The 18,398-nt window shown below is 69.7% G+C and carries 20 protein-coding genes; 13 read left to right on the forward strand and 7 right to left on the reverse strand.

The genetic code is table 11. The features are described from left to right. From ASF22_RS02355 to ASF22_RS02365, 3 genes are all read right to left on the reverse strand, one after another. Positions 1-1,119 (reverse strand): NADH:flavin oxidoreductase/NADH oxidase, encoded by a 1,119-nt coding sequence (locus ASF22_RS02355; RefSeq protein ID WP_056261050.1) that lies wholly within the window; start codon positions 1,117-1,119, stop codon positions 1-3. Between the two features lie 102 nt (positions 1,120-1,221). Further along, positions 1,222-3,171, reverse strand: a complete 1,950-nt coding sequence (locus ASF22_RS02360) for a propionyl-CoA synthetase (protein ID WP_056261052.1) — start codon at positions 3,169-3,171, stop codon at positions 1,222-1,224. A gap of 147 nt (positions 3,172-3,318) precedes the next feature. Beyond that, complete coding sequence (locus ASF22_RS02365) at positions 3,319-3,501, reverse strand: DUF465 domain-containing protein (protein WP_056261054.1); 183 nt, start codon at positions 3,499-3,501, stop codon at positions 3,319-3,321. A gap of 226 nt (positions 3,502-3,727) precedes the next feature. On the opposite strand from ASF22_RS02365, the gene ASF22_RS02370 reads away from it, so the two are divergent. Next, the gene (locus ASF22_RS02370; RefSeq protein WP_056173172.1) at positions 3,728-3,946 is read left to right on the forward strand and encodes a DUF465 domain-containing protein; all 219 of its coding nucleotides are present in this window, start codon (positions 3,728-3,730) and stop codon (positions 3,944-3,946) included. 468 nt (positions 3,947-4,414) lie between these two features. On the opposite strand, the gene ASF22_RS02375 is transcribed toward ASF22_RS02370, so the two are convergent. Beyond that, the gene (locus tag ASF22_RS02375) at positions 4,415-4,642 is read right to left on the reverse strand and encodes a hypothetical protein (protein WP_056261056.1); all 228 of its coding nucleotides are present in this window, start codon (positions 4,640-4,642) and stop codon (positions 4,415-4,417) included. A gap of 158 nt (positions 4,643-4,800) precedes the next feature. Continuing rightward, entirely contained in the window at positions 4,801-5,145 is a 345-nt protein-coding gene (locus ASF22_RS02380) for a hypothetical protein (RefSeq protein ID WP_056167577.1), read from the reverse strand. Positions 5,146-5,373: 228 nt separating this feature from the next. Here ASF22_RS02380 and ASF22_RS02385 point away from each other — a divergent pair, with 228 nt between their 5' ends. The 7 genes from ASF22_RS02385 to ASF22_RS02415 all read left to right on the forward strand — a co-directional run bounded on the left by ASF22_RS02385 (position 5,374) and on the right by ASF22_RS02415 (position 12,275). Then, positions 5,374-5,967: a PAS domain-containing protein gene (locus ASF22_RS02385; protein WP_056261058.1), complete on the forward strand. Its 594-nt coding sequence runs from the start codon at positions 5,374-5,376 to the stop codon at positions 5,965-5,967. 268 nt (positions 5,968-6,235) lie between these two features. Beyond that, positions 6,236-6,733: a 5-(carboxyamino)imidazole ribonucleotide mutase gene (purE, locus tag ASF22_RS02390; protein WP_056261061.1), complete on the forward strand. Its 498-nt coding sequence runs from the start codon at positions 6,236-6,238 to the stop codon at positions 6,731-6,733. Positions 6,734-6,735: 2 nt separating this feature from the next. Further along, positions 6,736-7,878, forward strand: coding sequence for a 5-(carboxyamino)imidazole ribonucleotide synthase (locus tag ASF22_RS02395; protein WP_274533777.1), 1,143 nt, complete (start codon positions 6,736-6,738; stop codon positions 7,876-7,878). Between the two features lie 18 nt (positions 7,879-7,896). After that, the gene (locus ASF22_RS02400; RefSeq protein WP_056167568.1) at positions 7,897-8,331 is read left to right on the forward strand and encodes a heme-binding protein; all 435 of its coding nucleotides are present in this window, start codon (positions 7,897-7,899) and stop codon (positions 8,329-8,331) included. A 340-nt stretch (positions 8,332-8,671) separates the two neighbouring features. Beyond that, entirely contained in the window at positions 8,672-10,267 is a 1,596-nt protein-coding gene (locus ASF22_RS02405; RefSeq protein ID WP_056261256.1) for a peptide ABC transporter substrate-binding protein, read from the forward strand. Continuing rightward, entirely contained in the window at positions 10,264-11,187 is a 924-nt protein-coding gene (locus ASF22_RS02410) for an ABC transporter permease subunit (RefSeq protein WP_056261063.1), read from the forward strand. The genes ASF22_RS02405 and ASF22_RS02410 overlap by 4 nt, the downstream gene beginning before the upstream one ends. Next, complete coding sequence (locus ASF22_RS02415) at positions 11,184-12,275, forward strand: ABC transporter permease (protein ID WP_056261068.1); 1,092 nt, start codon at positions 11,184-11,186, stop codon at positions 12,273-12,275. The genes ASF22_RS02410 and ASF22_RS02415 overlap by 4 nt, the downstream gene beginning before the upstream one ends. On the opposite strand, the gene ASF22_RS02420 is transcribed toward ASF22_RS02415, so the two are convergent. Continuing rightward, positions 12,259-12,531 (reverse strand): hypothetical protein, encoded by a 273-nt coding sequence (locus tag ASF22_RS02420; protein WP_056261071.1) that lies wholly within the window; start codon positions 12,529-12,531, stop codon positions 12,259-12,261. The genes ASF22_RS02415 and ASF22_RS02420 overlap by 17 nt on opposite strands. A 123-nt stretch (positions 12,532-12,654) precedes the next feature. Between ASF22_RS02420 and ASF22_RS02425 the strand changes: the two genes are divergently transcribed. After that, a complete protein-coding gene (locus ASF22_RS02425; RefSeq protein ID WP_056167557.1) occupies positions 12,655-14,130 on the forward strand; it encodes an MFS transporter in 1,476 nt (491 codons plus the stop codon). 91 nt (positions 14,131-14,221) lie between these two features. Further along, entirely contained in the window at positions 14,222-14,524 is a 303-nt protein-coding gene (locus tag ASF22_RS02430) for a hypothetical protein (protein ID WP_056261073.1), read from the forward strand. A gap of 2 nt (positions 14,525-14,526) precedes the next feature. Here ASF22_RS02430 and ASF22_RS02435 read toward each other — a convergent pair whose 3' ends face one another. After that, positions 14,527-15,003, reverse strand: a complete 477-nt coding sequence (locus ASF22_RS02435; protein ID WP_056261076.1) for a nucleoside deaminase — start codon at positions 15,001-15,003, stop codon at positions 14,527-14,529. 194 nt (positions 15,004-15,197) lie between these two features. Here ASF22_RS02435 and ASF22_RS02440 point away from each other — a divergent pair, with 194 nt between their 5' ends. From ASF22_RS02440 to rsmD, 3 genes are all read left to right on the forward strand, one after another. After that, a complete protein-coding gene (locus ASF22_RS02440) occupies positions 15,198-15,401 on the forward strand; it encodes a CsbD family protein (protein ID WP_056167761.1) in 204 nt (67 codons plus the stop codon). Positions 15,402-15,562: 161 nt separating this feature from the next. Next, complete coding sequence (locus ASF22_RS02445) at positions 15,563-17,809, forward strand: pseudouridine synthase (protein WP_056261078.1); 2,247 nt, start codon at positions 15,563-15,565, stop codon at positions 17,807-17,809. Next, positions 17,806-18,363 (forward strand): 16S rRNA (guanine(966)-N(2))-methyltransferase RsmD, encoded by a 558-nt coding sequence (gene rsmD / locus ASF22_RS02450; protein WP_056261080.1) that lies wholly within the window; start codon positions 17,806-17,808, stop codon positions 18,361-18,363. The genes ASF22_RS02445 and rsmD overlap by 4 nt, the downstream gene beginning before the upstream one ends. Positions 18,364-18,398: the final 35 nt, after the last annotated feature.

Below are 18,398 nucleotides of genomic sequence, written 5' to 3' on the forward strand. Positions count from 1 at the left end.
TCAGCGTTGTCCGTGACGGGTCTCGTGGAACAGGTCTTTGTACTGGCGCGGCTGGGAGCGCCAATATTGCTTGGGCGCCCGCACCTTCGCGCCGAGTTCGGCCGCCGCGTGCCAGGGCCAGCGCGGGTTGTAGAGCAACGCGCGGGCGAGCGAGACGGCGTCGGCCTGGCCCGCGGCGAGGATCGATTCGGCGTGGGCCGCCTCGGTGATCAGGCCGACCGCGATGGTGGTCAGCCCGGTCTCGGCCTTGATCCGCTCGGCGAACGGCACCTGATAGCCAGCCGACAGGGGGATCTTCTGCTCCGTCGAGAGGCCGCCCGTGGAGACGTGGATGGCGGCCGCACCCCGGCGCTTGAGGGCGTGGGTGAGTTCCACGGTCTCCTCCACGGTCCAGCCGCCCTCGACCCAGTCGGTGGCCGAGACGCGCATCCACACGGGTTTGCCCGCCGGCACGGCGTCGCGCACGGCCTCGAAGCATTCCAGTGGAAACCGCATCCGGTTGGCCAGATCGCCGCCGTACTGGTCGGTCCGCCGGTTCGATAGGGGCGAGAGGAACTGGTGCAGCAGGTAGCCGTGCGCCCCGTGCAGCTCGAACCCGTCGATCCCGAGCCTGAGCGCGCGCCGCGCGGTGGCGACGAAGCCGTCGCGGATGCGCTTCAGCCCCTCGGCATCGAGGGCGTGTGGCGGCACCTCGTCGGCGCCGTGGGCCACCGCCGAGGGTGCTTCCGTACGCCAGCCGTCGGGGGCGTCCGGTGCGATCTGGGCGCCGCCCTCCCAGGGGGCGTGGCTCGAGGCCTTGCGGCCGGCGTGGTTGATCTGGATCGCCAGGGGGATCGGCGCGGAGGCCCGGATGGAATCGAGGACGCGTCCCAGCGCCAGTTCCGTCGCATCGGAGTAGAGGCCGAGGTCGGTCGGCGAGATCCTCGCCTCGGGGGAGATTGCCGTCGCCTCCAGGGTCAGGAGCCCGGCGCCGGACTGCGCCATCTGCCCCAGATGCATGAGGTGCCAGTCGCCCGCCTGACCGGCATGGGCCGAGTACTGGCACATGGGCGCCACGATGATGCGGTTCTCGATTTCGAGGTCATCGAGGCGCAGGGGCTCGAACAGGCGGACGGTCATGCGTGGCTCTCCCGGGCGGTCCCGTGCTTTTGGCCGAACCCCGCGGCGCCCGCTAGGGTTCCGCGCCCGGAAGGGCCCCGTATCCCCCGGGGCATCTGCCCGTCAGGGTGTCTGCCCGTCGGACACCAAGCCACGCTCCCGGAGGCTCGCGTCGATCTCGTCGAGGGTGCCGGCGTCGTCGATGGTCGGCGGCAGGGTCCAGGGTTCGCCGTCGGCGATGCGCTTCATGGTGCCGCGCAGGATCTTTCCGGAGCGCGTCTTGGGGAGGCGCGCGACCGTCAGCGCCAGCTTGAAGGCGGCGACGGGGCCTATGCGCTCGCGCACCAGGGCGACGAGCTCCGTCTCGATGACACCGGGGTCGCGGTCGACGCCGGATTTCAGCACCACGAAGCCGCAGGGCTGCTCGCCCTTCAGGGCGTCGCGGATGCCGATGACGGCGCATTCGGCCACATCGGGGTGCGCGGCCAGCACCGCCTCCATCCCGCCCGTGGACAGGCGGTGGCCGGCGACGTTGATGATGTCGTCCGTGCGCCCCAGCACCGTGACGTAGCCGTCGGCATCGACCACGCCCGCGTCCGAGGTGTCGTACCAGCCCGGATAGGTGGTGAGGTAGCTCGTGCGGAAGCGGTCGTCCGCTCCCCACAGGGTCGGCAGGCAGCCGGGCGGCAGGGGGAGCTTCAGCGCGATGGTGCCCATGGTGCCCTCCGGCACCGGACGTCCCGCCTCGTCAAGCACGGCGAGGTCGTAGCCCGGCATCGGCACGCAGGCGCTGCCGTGCTTGACCGGCAGCAGGCCGACACCCAGCGGATTGCCCGCGATGGCCCAGCCCGTCTCCGTCTGCCACCAATGGTCGATGACGGGGCGATCGAGCGCCCGCTCGGCCCAGGCGACGGAATCCGGGTCGGCCCGCTCGCCGGCGAGGAACAGGCTGCGGAAGCGGGAGAGGTCGTGGTCCCGCACGCGCTCGGCCCGCGGATCGTCCTTCTTGATCGCCCGGAGGGCCGTGGGCGCCGTGAACAGGCAGGCGGCGCCGTATTCCGACACCACCCGCCACAGGGCGCCGGCATCGGGGGTGCCGACGGGCTTGCCCTCGTACAGGATCGTGGTGCAGCCGTGCAGCAGCGGGCCGTAGACGATGTAGGAATGCCCCACCACCCAGCCGATGTCGGAGGCGCAGAAATAGGTCTCGCCGGGCGCCACGTCGTAGAGGTTGGGCATGGTCCAGGCCAGCGCCGTGCAGTAGCCGCCGGTGTCCCGCACCACGCCCTTCGGCTTGCCCGTCGTGCCCGAGGTGTAGAGGATGTAGAGCGGGTCCGTGGCCGCCACCGGCATGCAGGCCGCCCGGAGACCCGCCGCCCTGGCGGTCGCGACGGCCTCGGCCCAGTCCCGGTCGCGCCCCGGCACCAGGGTCGCCTCCGCTTGCGGGCGCTGCAGGATCAGGCAGGCATGCGGCGTGTGCGACGACGCCGCGATGGCGGCATCGAGCAGCGGCTTGTAGGCGACGACGCGGTTCGGCTCGATCCCACACGAGGCCGCGAGCACCACCTTGGGCGTGGCGTCGGTGATGCGGATGGCGAGTTCGTTGGCGGCGAATCCCCCGAACACCACGGAATGGACGGCCCCGAGGCGGGCGCAGGCGAGCATACCGAATAGCGCTTCGGGCACCATCGGCATGTAGATCACCACACGGTCGCCGGGGCCCACCCCGCACGCGGCCAGGAGCCCGGCGAGGGTCGCCACCTCGTCGAGCAAGTCCGCGTACGTAATGGTGCGGCGGGTGCCGGTGACGGGCGAGTCGTACCGGATCGCCGCCTGCGTGCCGCGACCGGCCGCGACGTGGCGGTCCACGGCGTTGTGGCAGGCGTTGAGGCGTCCGTCGCGGAACCAACGGCCGCAGGCCCCGGCCGATGCGTCGAAGGCACGGGTCGGCGGGCTCGCCCAGTCGAGGGCCTGCGCCGCAGCGAGCCAGAACGCCTCGGGGTCGGCGAGGGAGGCGGCGTGGATCTCGGAATAGGCGGCGTTGCCGGGCCGGGCGTTGGCGGGGGCGTCCATCGAATCCTCCGGTCGTCGGACCGGTCGTGGTCGCCGGCTTGAGCCGGACCTTATGCGGGACGGCGGGCTTCCCGCAAACGAGAACCGCCGCCCTGGAGACCAGGGGCGGCGGCGAACGCTCAGAGAAAAATTTGGGCCTGTACGGGCTCAGTGCAGCGAATCGGTGTCGCTTCGAAGCCGGTTCATCTCGTCCTTGAGAAGGAGTTTCTTTCTCTTGAGTTCTGCGATGCGCAGGTCGTTCGCCGAGGGACTGTGCTTGGCGTCGTGGATCTCCCGCTCGAGGGCTTCGTGCTTCCGGGCGAGCTGGGTCAGGTGCGTCTGCAGTGACATGAGTGTCTTCTCCTGTCTCGTTTCGACGAATCGGAGACTGACATATGTGAAGCCGGCTGTCGAAGGCTATTGGCGGCCAGGCTTGCGGGTTTTTCCGGACCGGCCTCGGGCGTGGTTAACCGGCTCCTGTGAGACCTTGCCTGTGCAGGCCGCGCCGGGGGTTCTTGCCGTCGGCGGAGCGGTGCCGCATGGTCGGAGCACGGGGATCCCGGGGCTACAGGGTGCGATGGCGAGTGCGTTGAACGACGACGAACCGACGGCGTTCGCCGACGAGCTGGAGCGGCTCAAGCAGGAGCACCGCGACCTCGACGGCGCCATCGACGCCCTCGAACTGAGCGTCGCCGGCGACCAGCTCCAGATCCAGCGCCTCAAGAAGCGCAAGCTCTCCTTGCGCGACCGGATCTCCTACATCGAAGACCAGATCACGCCGGACATCATCGCCTGACCCAGGCCGGCCGGTTTCGCCGAACCGGGATGACGCGAGGGCTATGCAGGGCCCGCGAGATCCACGCGCGGAGAACGGGAAGGCCAAGCGTCGCCGGTTGGACGTGCGCCTCGACCGGCTGCCTCGCAGACTGTTGGCCCCAGAGCGTCGAAGTTTGGAAGCGGACGATCCAAGAAGGCACGCTGCGGACCGAATTTCTCCTGACCGTCCTCTCAACGCAACTGACGATCGCCATCCCCCCGGGCACCCATGGGTGGGTTTCTGGGGACGGACGATCCTAAGACCCGAGGGTTCGCGTGGTCGCCCGAGACGCCGACGCCGAGCTTCGCGATTTCCCAGCAGGGGGACGCGCTCTACACGGATCGCGTTCTCACGACGCTCGCTGATCCGGCCTGAAAGGGACTCGGATCATCGATCACCCATGCCGCAGACCGAGGGTGGGATCGCAGTGCGTTCGCGAGCACCCTGTCACGCTATCTCGCCCGCGAAGTACGCTACCAACGCCAGATACGATTTGTCCGATTGCAAAGGATGATCAGGATCGTCTCGCGCAAGCATCCAGGCACCCTCAAAGCACATCAACCATTCCCCGACCTCGAAGAAGCGTTCCATATTGGAAGTGAGCAGTTCCAGTTCCCGCAATCTCTGCATGACCGCCTCAAGCTCGGCGATCAGTTCGTTGTCGGTTCGGATCATAGCCGCCACCACCTATGACCAAATTCAGTCGCAAATCGTCTAGGCTGACGGTCCGCGCTTGAGCGACATTCTGTTCGAGGCACTAGGCCGTCATCGAGCCGCGAGCCAACGGAGCCGAACGGCGGTGACGGCCACGTCCCTCCGACCGCTCGACCCTTCTATGAAGTCGATCGCGACGACTCCACCCCGGCGGCCTCGCAGACGATCTGGAGGCAGCGCGAGCGGTCCTGCGGGTCCTGGATCCGGCGAAAGGCGTCGACCAAGGCCGCGCATTGCTCGATCAGGACGGCCTGTTCGGTCCTCACGGCCGCGTTTGGCCGCGCGCCGTCCATCGCGGGTTGGCCTGCCCCTGGGAGGGCGGGGGTCTCACCCAGCTGCGCCGTGGTGATCCCGAGCGTGTCCGCGATCCGCGCGAGGTAGTGCTGCCGGATCTGGAGAGGGCCCTGCCGTCGCTCGGCGTCGGGATCCGCGAGGTTGGCCTGGAGTTCTTCGAGGGCATTCAATCTACGGCCCATCGTAGGTCTCCCGGTTGAACGAGCATCCGTCCTGGATGTGCAGCGGCGCATATGATTTTATTGCCATATCTTATCATGGATTAATATGCGAAAATTTACATTTGTTATTCGGAACTCTGTTTGGTATCTCTAGCATCGGCTATGTTGCTTAACGACAACTATCTGAGGGAGCTGCGGGGCGCAGTGGAACAACGCACATCATACGAAGACGCAGCGATGCAGATTTTATTGCAGGATGCCCTCGATGCCTCCGATGTGATCGGCCGTTGGGAGTACGACGTTCCGAACGACCGGGCGTACGCGGACGCGCTCGTGGCCCGGGTGTTCAACCTCGACCCCATCGCGGCCAAGAGCGGTGCTCCCCTGAAGGCCTTCCTGGCCGGCATTCATCCCCATGATCGCGAACGCGCGGCCCAGACCATCGCTCGCAGCGCCGAGGACGGCCTCGTATGTACCTTGGAGTATCGCGTTCGCTCCGCCGATGGGGTGACGCGCCGGGTCCTTGATCGCGGCCGCTTCGCCCATGATCGTGCAGGACGCCCGACCCGGGGCAGCGGTATCCTCGTCGACATCACCCAGACGAAGCCGGATACGGTCTCGGGCCTCTCCGCATCCGATCTGAGAACCTCCGATCTGAGACCCTCCAATCTCAGAGGATCCCTGGAACGCGCGGCCGAGCATGGCCTCGTCGTTCGCGCGGCGATCCATGAACTTCCGCCCTCCGTGCTGCACCAGATGAGCGACATGCTCCTGCTGGAGATCGGACGGCGGCTGGCGCAGATCACGGACGTCCGGCATCAGGGCGGATGATCTGACCCTGGACGCGGCATTCCCGTTCCGAACGGCAAATTCGGTTCGAGGACAGCCCGCCCGCCGATAGGCTCGTGACCAACCGTGAACCGAATCGATCATCCGGCCTCCCACCGTCGGGCCGACCCGCAATCCGCAGGGGACGGCCCCCCGCCGCCACCCGCCTCGTCCCGGGCCCCGCCTTGCGGCTCGGCCACCGCCCGCGTATGCGGCTGGATTGGGGTGCCGCAGGCCCCCGCCCCCTTGAATCAATAGGGATGGGACGACGATGGCGGGAGCCGCTCCGGTCGCGATCATTATGGGCAGCCAGTCCGACTGGGCGACCATGCGGCATGCAGCCGAAACCCTCGATGCCCTCAGGGTCGCCCACAGCGATCGCATCGTCTCGGCCCACCGCACCCCGGACCGCCTCGTCGCCTTCGCCAAGGGCGCCAAGGCCGAAGGCTTCCAGGTGGTGATCGCCGGGGCCGGCGGCGCCGCCCACCTCCCCGGCATGACCGCCGCCATGACCCCCCTCCCCGTGCTCGGCGTTCCGGTGGAATCGAAGGCCCTGTCGGGCCAGGACAGCCTGCTGTCCATCGTCCAGATGCCCGCCGGCATCCCCGTGGGCACCCTCGCCATCGGCCGTGCCGGCGCCGTCAACGCGGCGCTCCTCGCCGCCGCCATCCTGGCCCTGACCGACCCGGACCTCGCCGCCCGCCTCGAAGCCTGGCGCGCCGCGCAGACCGCGAGCGTCGCCGACCATCCGCAAAGCGATCTCCCTTGAGCGTGCCGTTTGTCGTGAACACCTTGCCCGAAGTCCAGCCCGGCTTGCCCGAAGTCCAGCCCGGCTCCACCCTCGGCATCGTCGGGGGCGGCCAGCTCGGCCGCATGATCGCGCTCGCCGCCGCGAATTACGGCCTCAAGGTCCACGTTTTCGCCCCCGATGCCGACAGCCCGGCCTTCGACGTCTGCGCGCACCAGACCGTGGCGGCCTACGACGACGTGGAAGCCCTCGCGCGGTTCGCCGCCAGCGTCGACGTCGTGACCTACGAGTTCGAGAACATCCCGGCCGCCGCCGCCGAGGCGCTGGCCGCCAAGGCCCCCCTGCACCCCAATGCCGGCGCCCTCGCCACGACGCAGGACCGGCTGACGGAAAAGAGCTTCATCAACGGCCTCGGCATCGAGACCGCCCCGTATCGGGCCGTCGACACCGCCGAGGACCTCGTGCGGGCGCTCGAAGAGATCGGCCGCCCGGCGATCCTGAAGACCCGGCGCTTCGGCTACGACGGCAAGGGGCAGCGCATGATCCGCGCCGAGGGCGCGATCGACGCCGCCGCGATCCTGGGCGAATTCGACGGCGCGCCCTGCATCCTCGAAGGCTTCGTGCCCTTCGAGACCGAGGTGTCCGTGGTGGCCGCACGCGGCCCCGACGGGGCGTTCGCCGCCTACGAGCCCTGCGCCAACGAGCACCGCGACCACATCCTCGCGGTCACCCGCGTGCCAGCCCCCGGCATCGCGCCCCAGACAGAGGCCGCCGCCATCGCCATGGCCCGCCGCATCGCCGAGGCGCTGGACTATGTCGGCATCCTCGCCGTCGAGATGTTCCTGGTGCCCCAGGCCGACGGCCCCGCCCGGGTGGTGGTCAACGAGATCGCCCCGCGGGTCCACAATTCCGGCCACTGGACCATCGAGGGCGCGACCACCTCGCAATTCGCCCAGCATGTCCGGGCCGTCTGCGGCTGGCCTCTCGGAGACCCCGCCCGCGTCGGCGGCATGGCCGTCGAGATGCACAACCTCATCGGCGACGAGGTCTCGGACTGGACCGCGCTCCTGGCCCAGTCGAGCGCGCACCTGCACCTCTACGGCAAGGGCGAGGCCCGGCCCGGCCGCAAGATGGGCCACGTCACCCGGCTCCTCCCCAAACCCTGATCGTCCCGCGAGCGCCCCATGTCCGAACTCAGTCTTGCCGCCGCCCAGACCCTCGTCGCCAAGGCCCTCGAGGCCGGCCGCGCCCATGGGCTGAAGCCCCTCGTGGTGGCGGTGTTCGACGCCCGCGGCGCCCTGAAGGCCCTGGCCGCCGAAGACGGCACGTCCCTGCGCCGGGCCGAGATCGCCATGGGCAAGGCCAACGGCGCCCTCGCGCTCGGGCTGGGGTCCCGCGCCATCGCCAAGCGGGCCGAGGCCGACCCGACCTTCATCGCCGCAATGAGCCACCTCGTCGGCCCCGCTGCCTTGGTGCCGGTGCCGGGCGGCGTCCTCATCCGCCACGGCGACACGCTGCTGGGCGCCGTCGGCATCTCGGGCGACACCTCGGACAACGACGAACTCTGCGCCGTCGCCGGCATCGAGGCGGCGGGGTTTTCGGCGCAGACCGGCGCTTGAGATCGTACGACGATACGCCCTGTGCCTCGCCGTACGATCCTCATCGAGCGGCCTGGAATTCGCATTCCTAACCTGTCGCGGCGAGCGCCGGGCTTCTTTCCTGTCAGGGAGGGCGATCGTCGATGCGGGTGGCGGTCTATCTTCGTCAGAGGTGCAGTGTCGAAGACGCGAAGCGCCCGTTGCGCATCCCCGCCCCGCCTGCGGGGAGAGGGGGATGCGCCCAAGCGCTCCGCGCGACGGGCCGAGGGCTGATGAAGGCGCGATCCTCCGTCTGTACCGGCATTGCCTGGAAGGATTGGAGGCCTGGCGCGCTCCACGCCATCGGTTCGGCGAAGGCGGCATGAGACCCGCCCCGCACCGCCGCCAGTGCCTCGCGGGACTCGCCGCCGCCGCCCTCGCGCGCCCGGCCGAGGCCGCGCCGGCCGGTCTCTACCGGCGCGGGAACGACGCCGATCCCGGCACCCTCGATCCGCACAAATCCTCGACGGTGGCCGAGGCACACATCCTGCGCGACCTCTACGAGGGCCTGCTCACCTACGACAACCACGGCCGCATCATCCCCGGATGCGCCGAGGCCTGGACCGTGTCGGGCGATGGCCTCACCTACACCTTCACCCTGCGGGAGCGCGCGCGCTGGTCGAACGGCGATCCGGTGGTGGCGAACGATTTCGTGTTCAGCCTGCGCCGCATCCTCGATCCGGCCCTTGCGGCGAAATACGCCGAGGTGCTGTTTCCGATCCGGGGCGCGGCGGCCGTCAATCGCGGTGCGGCAGCGCCCGAGTCGATCGGGGTGGACGCGCCGTCGGCCCGGACCCTCGTCCTTACCCTCGAGCGGCCGACGCCGTACGTCCTCGAACTCCTCACCCATTCCACCGCCCTGCCGGTCCATCCGGCCACGGTGACGCGCTTCGGCGCGGCGTTCACCCGGCCGGAGAACCTCGTCTCCAACGGGGCCTACGCGTTGCGCGAGGCGGCACCGAACGACCGGGTCATCCTCGTCCGCAACCCGCATTTCCACGCGGCGGCCGATGTCGCGATCCCCAGCGTGGCGTTCCTGCCGACGCCGGACCTCGCCAGCGCCGTGCGGCGCTACGCCGGCGGCGAGATCGATTCCCTGGCCGACCTCCCCGCCGATCAGATGGCCTCCCTCCGGGCGCGGTTCGGCGGGCAGGTGGTGCTCGGACCATCGCTCGGGCTCTACGCCCTCGCCCTCGACACCCGCCGGGCGCCCTTCGACGACGTCCGGGTGCGCCGCGCCCTGTCCCTCGTCATCGACCGCGAGTTCCTGGCCCAGCGCCTGTGGGGCGAGACCATGGACCCGGCTTATTCCATGTGTCCGCCCGGCCTCGACCATTACCGGGCGCCGCCGGAACTCGCCGGCCGCGACGCCCTGCCCATCGACCGCGAGGACGAGGCCCGGGCCCTCCTCGCGGCCGCCGGCTTCGGACCGGGCCGCCCCCTCGCCCTCGAGTATCGCTTCAACGCGAGCGACAACAACCGCAACACCGCGGTGGCCCTGGCGGAGATGTGGCGCGGCATCGGCGTCGCCACGCGCTTCACCTACACGGACGCCAAGACCCACTTCGCCTATCTGCGCGAGGGCCGGCCCTTCGACGTGGCGCGGGTCTCGTGGATCGCGGATTATTCTGACCCGCAGAACTTCCTCTTCCTGCTCCAGAGCGGCAACGACACCCTCAACCCCGGCCATTACGCCGACGCCGCCTACGACGGCCTGATGCGGGACGCCGCCGGGGAGACCGACCTCGCCCGCCGGGCCGACCTGCTGTTCCGGGCCGAGACCATCGTGGTGACGGATCTGCCCTGGATCCCCGTGATGCACACCCGTTCGAAGGCCCTGATCAGCCCGCGCCTCTCGGGCTACCATCCGAACCTCCGCAACGCCGCGCCGACCCGCTTCCTGAGGCTCGAGGCGTGATCGGCTTCGTCCTGCGCCGCCTGCTCCAGGCGGTGCCGACCCTGCTCGCCGTGGTGACCGTGAGCTTCTTCCTCATCCGCCTCGCCCCCGGCGGGCCGTTCGACCTCGAACGCCCCCTGGCGCCGGCCGCCATGGCGGCGCTACAGGAGACCTACGGCCTCGATCAGCCCCTCGCCGTGCAGTACCTGCGCTACCTCGGCGCCCTGGCGAGCGGCGATTTCGGGCCGTCCTTCTCGTTTCGCGACCGCGGCGTCGCCGAACTCTTAGGCCACGGCCTGCCCGTCTCCATGACCGTCGGCGGCCTCGCCCTGGGGTTGGCCCTCGCGCTCGGCATCGGCCTCGGCGCCGGGGCGGCCTTCCGTCCGGGCCGCCTCCTCGATCGCGTCATCGGCCTCGGCGCCGGCCTCGGGGTCGCGGTGCCGACCTTCGTCGTCGCCCCCCTCCTGCAGATCGTGTTCGGCCTCGGCCTCGGCTGGCTCCCCGTCGGAAGCTGGGAGGGCGGTACCCCCGCCCACCTCGTCCTGCCGGTGCTGACCCTGGCCCTGCCCCAGGCCGGCCTCCTGGCCCGCCTCACCCGGGCGTCGCTGCGCGAGACCCTCGCCCTGCCGCACATCCGCACCCAGCGCGCCATGGGCCTGCCGCGCCTGCGCATCGCCCGCCACGCCCTGCGCGGCGCCCTCCTGCCCATCGTGGCGATCCTCGGCTCCACCGCCGCCGCGCTCCTCACCGGGTCCGTGGTGGTCGAGACCCTGTTCGGCCTGCCCGGCCTCGGCCGCACCTTCGTGGATGGCGCGCTCAACCGCGACTATACGCTGGTGATGGGCACCGTGGTGCTGGTCGGCGTGTTCGTCATCGGCCTCAACCTCGTCGCCGATATCCTCTGCGCCCTCCTCGACCCGCGCCTGCGGATCGCTCGATGAGGGGCTTCGTCCGGCGCCTGTTCCGCCACCGCTCGGCCATCGTCGCGCTCGGGTTCCTCGCGGCCGTGGCGCTGGCCTGTCTCGTGGGTCCCGAACTCACGGGCCACGACCCGGGTCGAATCTATCCCGACCTCGTCGGCACGCCGCCGGGCCTCGCGGCGCATCCCCGGCCCGGAACGGTGCGCCCGGCCCTGGAACGGCTCGCGTTCCGCATGCGCGTGACGGTGCGCGCCATTACAATCCGGGATGGAACGGCGCACCTGACTGTGGACGCGCCGCGCTCGATCGACCCGCGCGTGCTGACCTACCTGCCCCGCTCCGACCTGTTCGGGCCGGCGACGATCCTCGAGCGGGCGGAGGACGGGCGCCGCCTCGTGGTCTCCGTGCCGGTGCTGGAACAGCGCTTTCTCCTCGGCACCGACGTCCTGGGGCGCGATCTCCTCACCCGCACCCTCGTCGCCGGCCGCGTCTCCCTCGTCATCGGCCTCGTCGCCACCGGCGTCGCCCTCCTCATCGGGCTCACCTACGGGGCGGTGGCGGGCTACGCCGGCGGGCGCCTCGATGCCGTGATGATGCGCCTCGTCGACGTGCTCTACGCCCTGCCGTTCGTGTTCTTCGTTATCATGCTGCTGGTGTTCTTCCGCGCCGGTCTCGGGCTCATCCTGGTCGCCATCGGCGCCGTCGAATGGCTCGACATGGCCCGGATGGTCCGGGCCCAGACCCTGTCGCTCCGCCAGCGAGACTTCGTCCGCGCCGCCGAGGCCCTGGGCCTGTCCTCGGCGCGGATCCTCGTCCGTCACATCGTGCCGAACACCCTCGGGCCCGTCACCGTCGCCGCTACGGTGTTGGTTCCAAAGGTCATTCTCTTGGAGAGCTTCCTGTCGTTCCTCGGCCTCGGGGTGCAGGAACCGCAGACGAGCTGGGGCGCCCTCATCGCGGAGGGCGCGCGGGCCATCGAATCCGCCCCGTGGATGCTCGCCGCCCCCGCCGCCCTCCTTGTGACGACGCTGCTGGCCCTGAACGTGCTGGGGGATGCCCTTGGCGAAGCCCTCGACCCGCGCCGCGACGCCCTCACCGCCCCGCGGTGAGCCCTGGATAGACCACCCGGACGGAGCGTCGCTCCCGCGACGGTTCTGCGACGGCAGGCTTGGCGTTGGCAGGCTTGGCGACGGCAGGCTTGGCGTTGCGCCGCTCGGGCTCCGCCGCGCCCGTCGACCCGGTCGTGATCACATCGGTCGGCCGCAGGTGCCACCACGCGAAGCCGGATCGTGCAGGATCCTCCGCAGCGACGGATCGAGAACAGACGATGATCAGGAGGGCCGCGAGGCCGGCGCGGGACAGCATGAGAAGGGTACATCCGGAACCAAGATGCTATTCCACCCGACGAACGATGAAAGCTTGGCGGAACCGTTGCCGAGTCCGGCGGATTGCCCACACTTCAGTCCCAATACGCTTAACGAGGTATCGATGGCGACCAAGGCAGAGACCGCGTCCGGCCCTACGCCGGAGCGGGTGCCCATGGGCACCGTCATCGACACCGACATCGCCGCCCGCCTCGACCGCCTGCCCTGGGGACGATTCCACGTCCTCGTCATCGTGGCGCTGGGGATCACGTGGGTTCTCGACGGGCTCGAAGTGACCCTGGCCGGCTCCCTCGTCGGCGCACTCCGCGCCGCGCCCATGAGTTTTACGGAGTTCGACATCGGCTTGGCGGCGAGTTCCTACCTCGTGGGTGCCGTCGTCGGCGCCCTCGGGTTCGGCTGGCTCACGGACCGCATCGGGCGCAAGAAACTCTTCTTCATCACCCTGGCCCTCTACCTCGCAGCCACCGCCGCCACGGGCCTCTCCTGGAACATCTGGAGTTTCTGCATCTTCCGCTTCCTCACCGGGGCGGGCATCGGTGGCGAGTACACGGCCATCAACTCGACGATCCAGGAACTCGTCCCCGCCCGCGTGCGCGGCTGGACCGACCTCGTCATCAACGGGTCGTTCTGGATCGGCGCCGCCCTCGGCTCCTTCCTGTCCATCGCCGTCCTGCGCCCGGGCATGATCGACCCGGCCTGGGGCTGGCGCATCGCCTTCTTCGTCGGCGGCGGCATCGGCCTCGTGATCCTGCTCCTGCGGACCTGGATTCCCGAAAGCCCGCGCTGGCTCGCCACCCACGGCTACGTGGCGGAAGCCGACCGGGTCGTCACCGGTATCGAGAAGCGCTTCATCGACGAGGGTCTGACCCTGCCGCCCGTCGATCCGGCCAAGCGCATGAAGTTGAGGACCCGCAGCCACACCCCCTTGGGTGAAGTGTTCGGCACCATGCTGGGCGGCCACCGCAAGCAGACCCTCGTCGGCCTCGCCCTGATGGTGGCGCAGGCGTTCTTCTACAACGCTCTGTTCTTCACCTACGCCCTCGTGCTCCAGCGCTTTTACGGCGTTCCGGGCGATCATGTCGGTTGGTACCTGCTCCCCTTCGCGCTGGGCTCCTTCCTCGGCCCGCTGCTGCTGGGACGCCTGTTCGACACCTGGGGCCGCCGCCAGATGATCGCCTTCACCTACGGCATCTCGGCGGTGCTGCTGACCATCACCGGTTACCTGTTCAAGATCGAAGTGTTCGGCCCCGTCGGCCAGACGGCGGCCTGGATGGTGGTGTTCTTCTTCGCCTCCGCCGCCGCGAGCGCGGCCTACCTCACCGTGGCAGAGACCTTCCCCCTGGAGATCCGGGCGCTGGCCATCGCGGTGTTCTACGCGCTCGGCACCGGGATCGGTGGCGTTTCAGGGCCGCTCCTGTTCGGCGCCCTCGTGGAGACTGGGTCGCGGGACAACGTCCTCATCGGCTACGCCATCGGTGCAACGCTCATGGCGATCGCAGCCATCGTCGGGGGCATCTGGGGCACGGCCGCCGAAGGCAAGTCGCTGGAAGACGTCTCGAAGCCGCTTGCCGCGGCGTGAGGTTTCGTGATGCTGGGGGAGCTGCAACCGGAGCTCTCACACGGTGTTGGTGGAGTACGGATTTTCGGAACTCTGAGCAGGACCCCCATCGATGCGCAGCTTTCTCCTGACGTCCACAGCCCTCGTCTTCGCAACCTCGGCTCTCGCACAGGGCACCGGCCCCGCCGAGATCCGTCAGCCGGGGCCGCCCCGGATCACGACGCCCGGGACATCCGATACGCCGGTGGTGAAACCGGGTGGGATCGACAATGGCGGCCCGGGCTCGATCGGCTCGGTGGCCCCGGGCGCCACGGGCGCGGAGACCCGCTCGAACAATTCCGGCGCCAGCGGCAACGCCGAGCAGAACACGAAGCCGATCGGCAACACCGGCGGCGGTGGCGGCGGCGGAAGCTGAGGCTACCCTTCTCCGTCGCGGCGCGCCTGGAAGAACCCCCGCAGGAGTGCGGCGGCTTCGGCCTCGCGAAACCCGCCGTACACCTCCGGTGCGTGGTGGCAGGTCGGCTGGTTGAAGACCCTCGGGCCATGCTCGACACCGCCGCCTTTCGGGTCGTAAGCCCCAAAGTACAGGCGGCGAATCCGGGCGAACGATATCGCGCCCGCACACATCGGGCAGGGCTCGAGGGTCACGTAGAGATCGCAATCCGTCAGACGTTCCGTGCCGAGCGCCGTGCAGGCGGCGCGGATCGCAAGAATCTCCGCATGCGCCGTCGGGTCCTTGAGGGCACGGGGACGATTGTGCGCCTTGGCGACCACCCGACCGTCCAGGACCACCACCGCGCCCACTGGCACCTCCCCTTCCAGCGCCGCATGACGGGCAGCGTCGAAGGCGTGTCCCAAAGGATCATCGGTGTCGAAAGGAAAGCGCACAGACATCCATCCCGTACAGTCGGGTCGACGCGACCCGAACCAATGCATCCCGTCCAGTCGGGTCGCCGCGACCCGAACAAATGTTGGCTTTTATCGCGCCCCGTGTGGTTCTGCCGAGCGTGAGATGGGAACAACAGTCGAGCTGGTACCGTTTGATGTGCAACGCGGCCGAGCCGCCCGTTTCGAAAGAGGGTCTCACGATGAGCAGCACCACCGACAAGATCAAGGGCGTCGCCAACGAGGCCATCGGCAACATCAAGCAAGGTATCGGCAACGCGACCGATAATGACAAGCTCAAGGCCGAGGGAAAAGCCCAGGAACTGAAGGGTGAGACCCAGAAGACTGTGGGCGATGCCAAGGACGGCATCAAGAATGCCGCCGACACGGTGAAGAGCAAGATCTGAACCTTGTTTTGGCGTGAGCGTCCCAGCAGAGGTTGGTGACGCAGAAATCCGGAAGGGCGGCCTTTGGGCCGCCTTTTCGCGTTCGTGCGCCTGCACGGTCGGGAAGCGGCTGTCGATCGGGATATCTCGCAACGGCGCCCCTGCTCTGTTATGGGGGCACGATGAGCGACAACATCGACGACAAGACGGGCGGGTCCGACGACACGCCCGCCACACCTTCCGTATCGACGCAGGCCGAAGCAGCCCCCTGGTCACCCGCAACCGATGCCGGCGTACCGGGCCCCTCGGCCGAGGAACAGCCGAAGGTGCGCAAGGCCGCGATGCCTTCGCGCGGCGGCGACGCGCCCCTCCGGCGCAAGCCCGTGGCGCCTGCCGCGGCAAAGCCCGCCGGTAAGCCGGCTGCGGGAGAAGCCGACGAGCCGGAAGGTACGGCATCGACCCATGAGGGTGAGCGCATCGCCAAGGCCATCGCCAGGGCCGGCATCGCGTCGCGCCGGGACGTCGAGTTGATGATCGAGCAGGGCCGGGTGACTCTGAACGGCAAGATCCTGACCTCGCCAGCCATCAACGTGACCGCCGCCGACGAGATCACCGTCGACGGCGATCCGCTGCCCGAGCGCGAACGCACCCGCCTGTGGATCTACCATAAGCCGCGCGGTCTGGTGACGACGGCACGCGATCCGGAGGGGCGCCAGACGGTGTTCGAGGCGCTGCCGGAGGATCTGCCTCGGGTCGTGGCCATCGGCCGTCTCGACATCAACACCGAGGGCCTGCTGCTCCTCACCAACGACGGTGGTCTCGCGAAGGTCATCGCTCACCCTGATACGGGTTGGCTGCGCCGCTACCGCGTCCGGGCCCACGGCGACACGACCCAGGCCGAACTCGACAAGCTGCGGAAGGGGGTGACCATCGACGGGATGGATTACGGCCCCATCGACGCGGTGCTCGACCGGGCATCCGGGGACAATCTGTGGCTGACGCTGGGCCTTCGCGAGGGAAAGAATCGCGAAGTCAAACGGATCCTCGAGCACCTCGGGCTCGCCGTGAACCGGCTGATTCGCCTCTCCTTCGGGCCGTTTCAGCTCGGAGACCTCGAAGCCGGCCTGACCGAGGAAATTCGCACCAAGGTCCTGAAGGAACAGCTTGGCCCCGGCCTGTCCGAGCAGGCGGGTGTCGATTTCGAAAGCCCGGTTCGCGAGCCCATCGCGCCGTTCGGGTCGCCAAAACAGCAAGCGAAGCAGCCCGCGCGTAGCGCTTCGGCCGCCCAGCAGCGTGAACGCCGCGACTTCGACGACGGCGAGGCGCGGCCTCAGCGCAGCGCCGATCGTGGCGCATCGCGGGGGGGCGACCGCCCCATGTACAAGCCGACCGCACCCGCGCGCGTGCCCACCGGCGGCAACAGCGCCGGCCCGCGCCGCTCCGTCTGGCGCGCCGAGGAAGAGGCTCCGCAGGACGATGGCCCGCGCCGGGTGAAGATTCCCCGCCGGGGCGCCGATCCGAAGGCCGAGCGGGAGGCCGCTGCCGCACGGGGCCGCGAGCGTGTCGGTTCCATCGGCACGGGCGATCGCCGCGTGCTGGTCGAACGCCTGAAGGCCAGTCCGCAGGAGCCGGCGCCCGAGCCGCATCGCCGCGATCGCGGTGCCCGTCGCGACGATGCGGCAACCGGTGAACGTCCGGTGCGTACGGTTCGTCAGGCCGATGCCCGTGCCGCGCGCCAGAACGAAGCCGCCGAGCGCCCACAGCGCCGTTTCGACGCCGATGCCCGGCCCCAGCGCCGGGACGACGCTCCCCGCGGCCAGGGTGCGCCCCGTCCCTTCGCCCGACCGGACAATGCCGAGCGGCGTGGTCCTCCCCGGGGTAGCGACGAACGTCCGCGCACCTTCAAGCCACGCGATGGCGGAGGATTCGCCGAGAGAGGCGAGCACCCGGCGTTCAACCGAGGCGCGCCGCGAGGCGACAAGCCATCCGGTTTCCAAGGCGACAAGCCCGGCGGATTCCGGGGTGGCGACGATCGTCCCGGCGGGTTCCGCGCGGGTGGGGGCAAGCCTGACGGCTTCAAGCCCGGCGGCTTCAAGGCGGGTGGCTTCAAGGGGGGCGAACGCTCCGGCGGCGGGGATCGCGACATCGGTGGTGAGCGCTCCGGGGCCGATCGCGGCGGCTTCCGTCCCGGGGACAAGCCGGGTGGATTCAAGGCCGGCGGAAAACCCGGCGGTTTCGGCAAGCCTGGCGGTTTCGGCAAGCCCGGTGGCGGCAAGCCCGGCGGCAGCGGTGGCAAGCCGGGTGGGTTCAAGGCCGGCGGCGCGGGTCGCGTCGGCGGAGCCAAACCTGGTGGCTTTGGCGGTCGCGGTGGCTCGGCCGGCAAGCCCGGCGGCGGCGCGGGTCGCCCGCCGCGCGGCGGTAGCCGGTGAGGATCGTCGGCGGCGACCAGCGCGGTCGCCGCCTCGCCACCCCGAAAACCGAGGCCATCCGTCCGACATCGGACCGCCTGCGGGAAGCGGTCTTCAACGTGCTGACGCACGCCTACGACGACGCGGTCGTGGGCGCGCGAGTTCTCGATCTCTTCGCCGGGACGGGGGCACTCAGTTTCGAAGCCCTGTCACGGGGGGCCGCCTATGCGCTCCTCGTCGACGAGGGGGCGGAGGCACGCGGCTTGATCCGAGAGAATATCGAAGCGTTCGGCGCTGAGGGGCGGACCCGGCTGTTTCGCCGGGACGCGACCCGCCTCGGGCCCGTCGGCACCAGCGGCACTTTCGGGCTCGTCTTCTGCGATCCGCCGTACGGGCGTGATCTCGCTCCCGCGGCCTTGGCCTCGGCGGCCTCCGGGGGGTGGCTCGTCCCCAACGCCCTGGTGGTGGTCGAGGAGACCGCGAGCGTCACCATCACGCTGCCGCCGGATTTTCGCGAGCTGGAACGCCGGGTCTACGGCGACACCGCCGTGGCTTTCGTCCGCTTCACCGGCTGACGCTTTTTAGCGGGCCTCGGCTTGTTCGAAGGGCG

This window comes from Methylobacterium sp. Leaf87, from assembly GCF_001422775.1.
Taxonomy (GTDB): Bacteria; Pseudomonadota; Alphaproteobacteria; order Rhizobiales; family Beijerinckiaceae; genus Methylobacterium.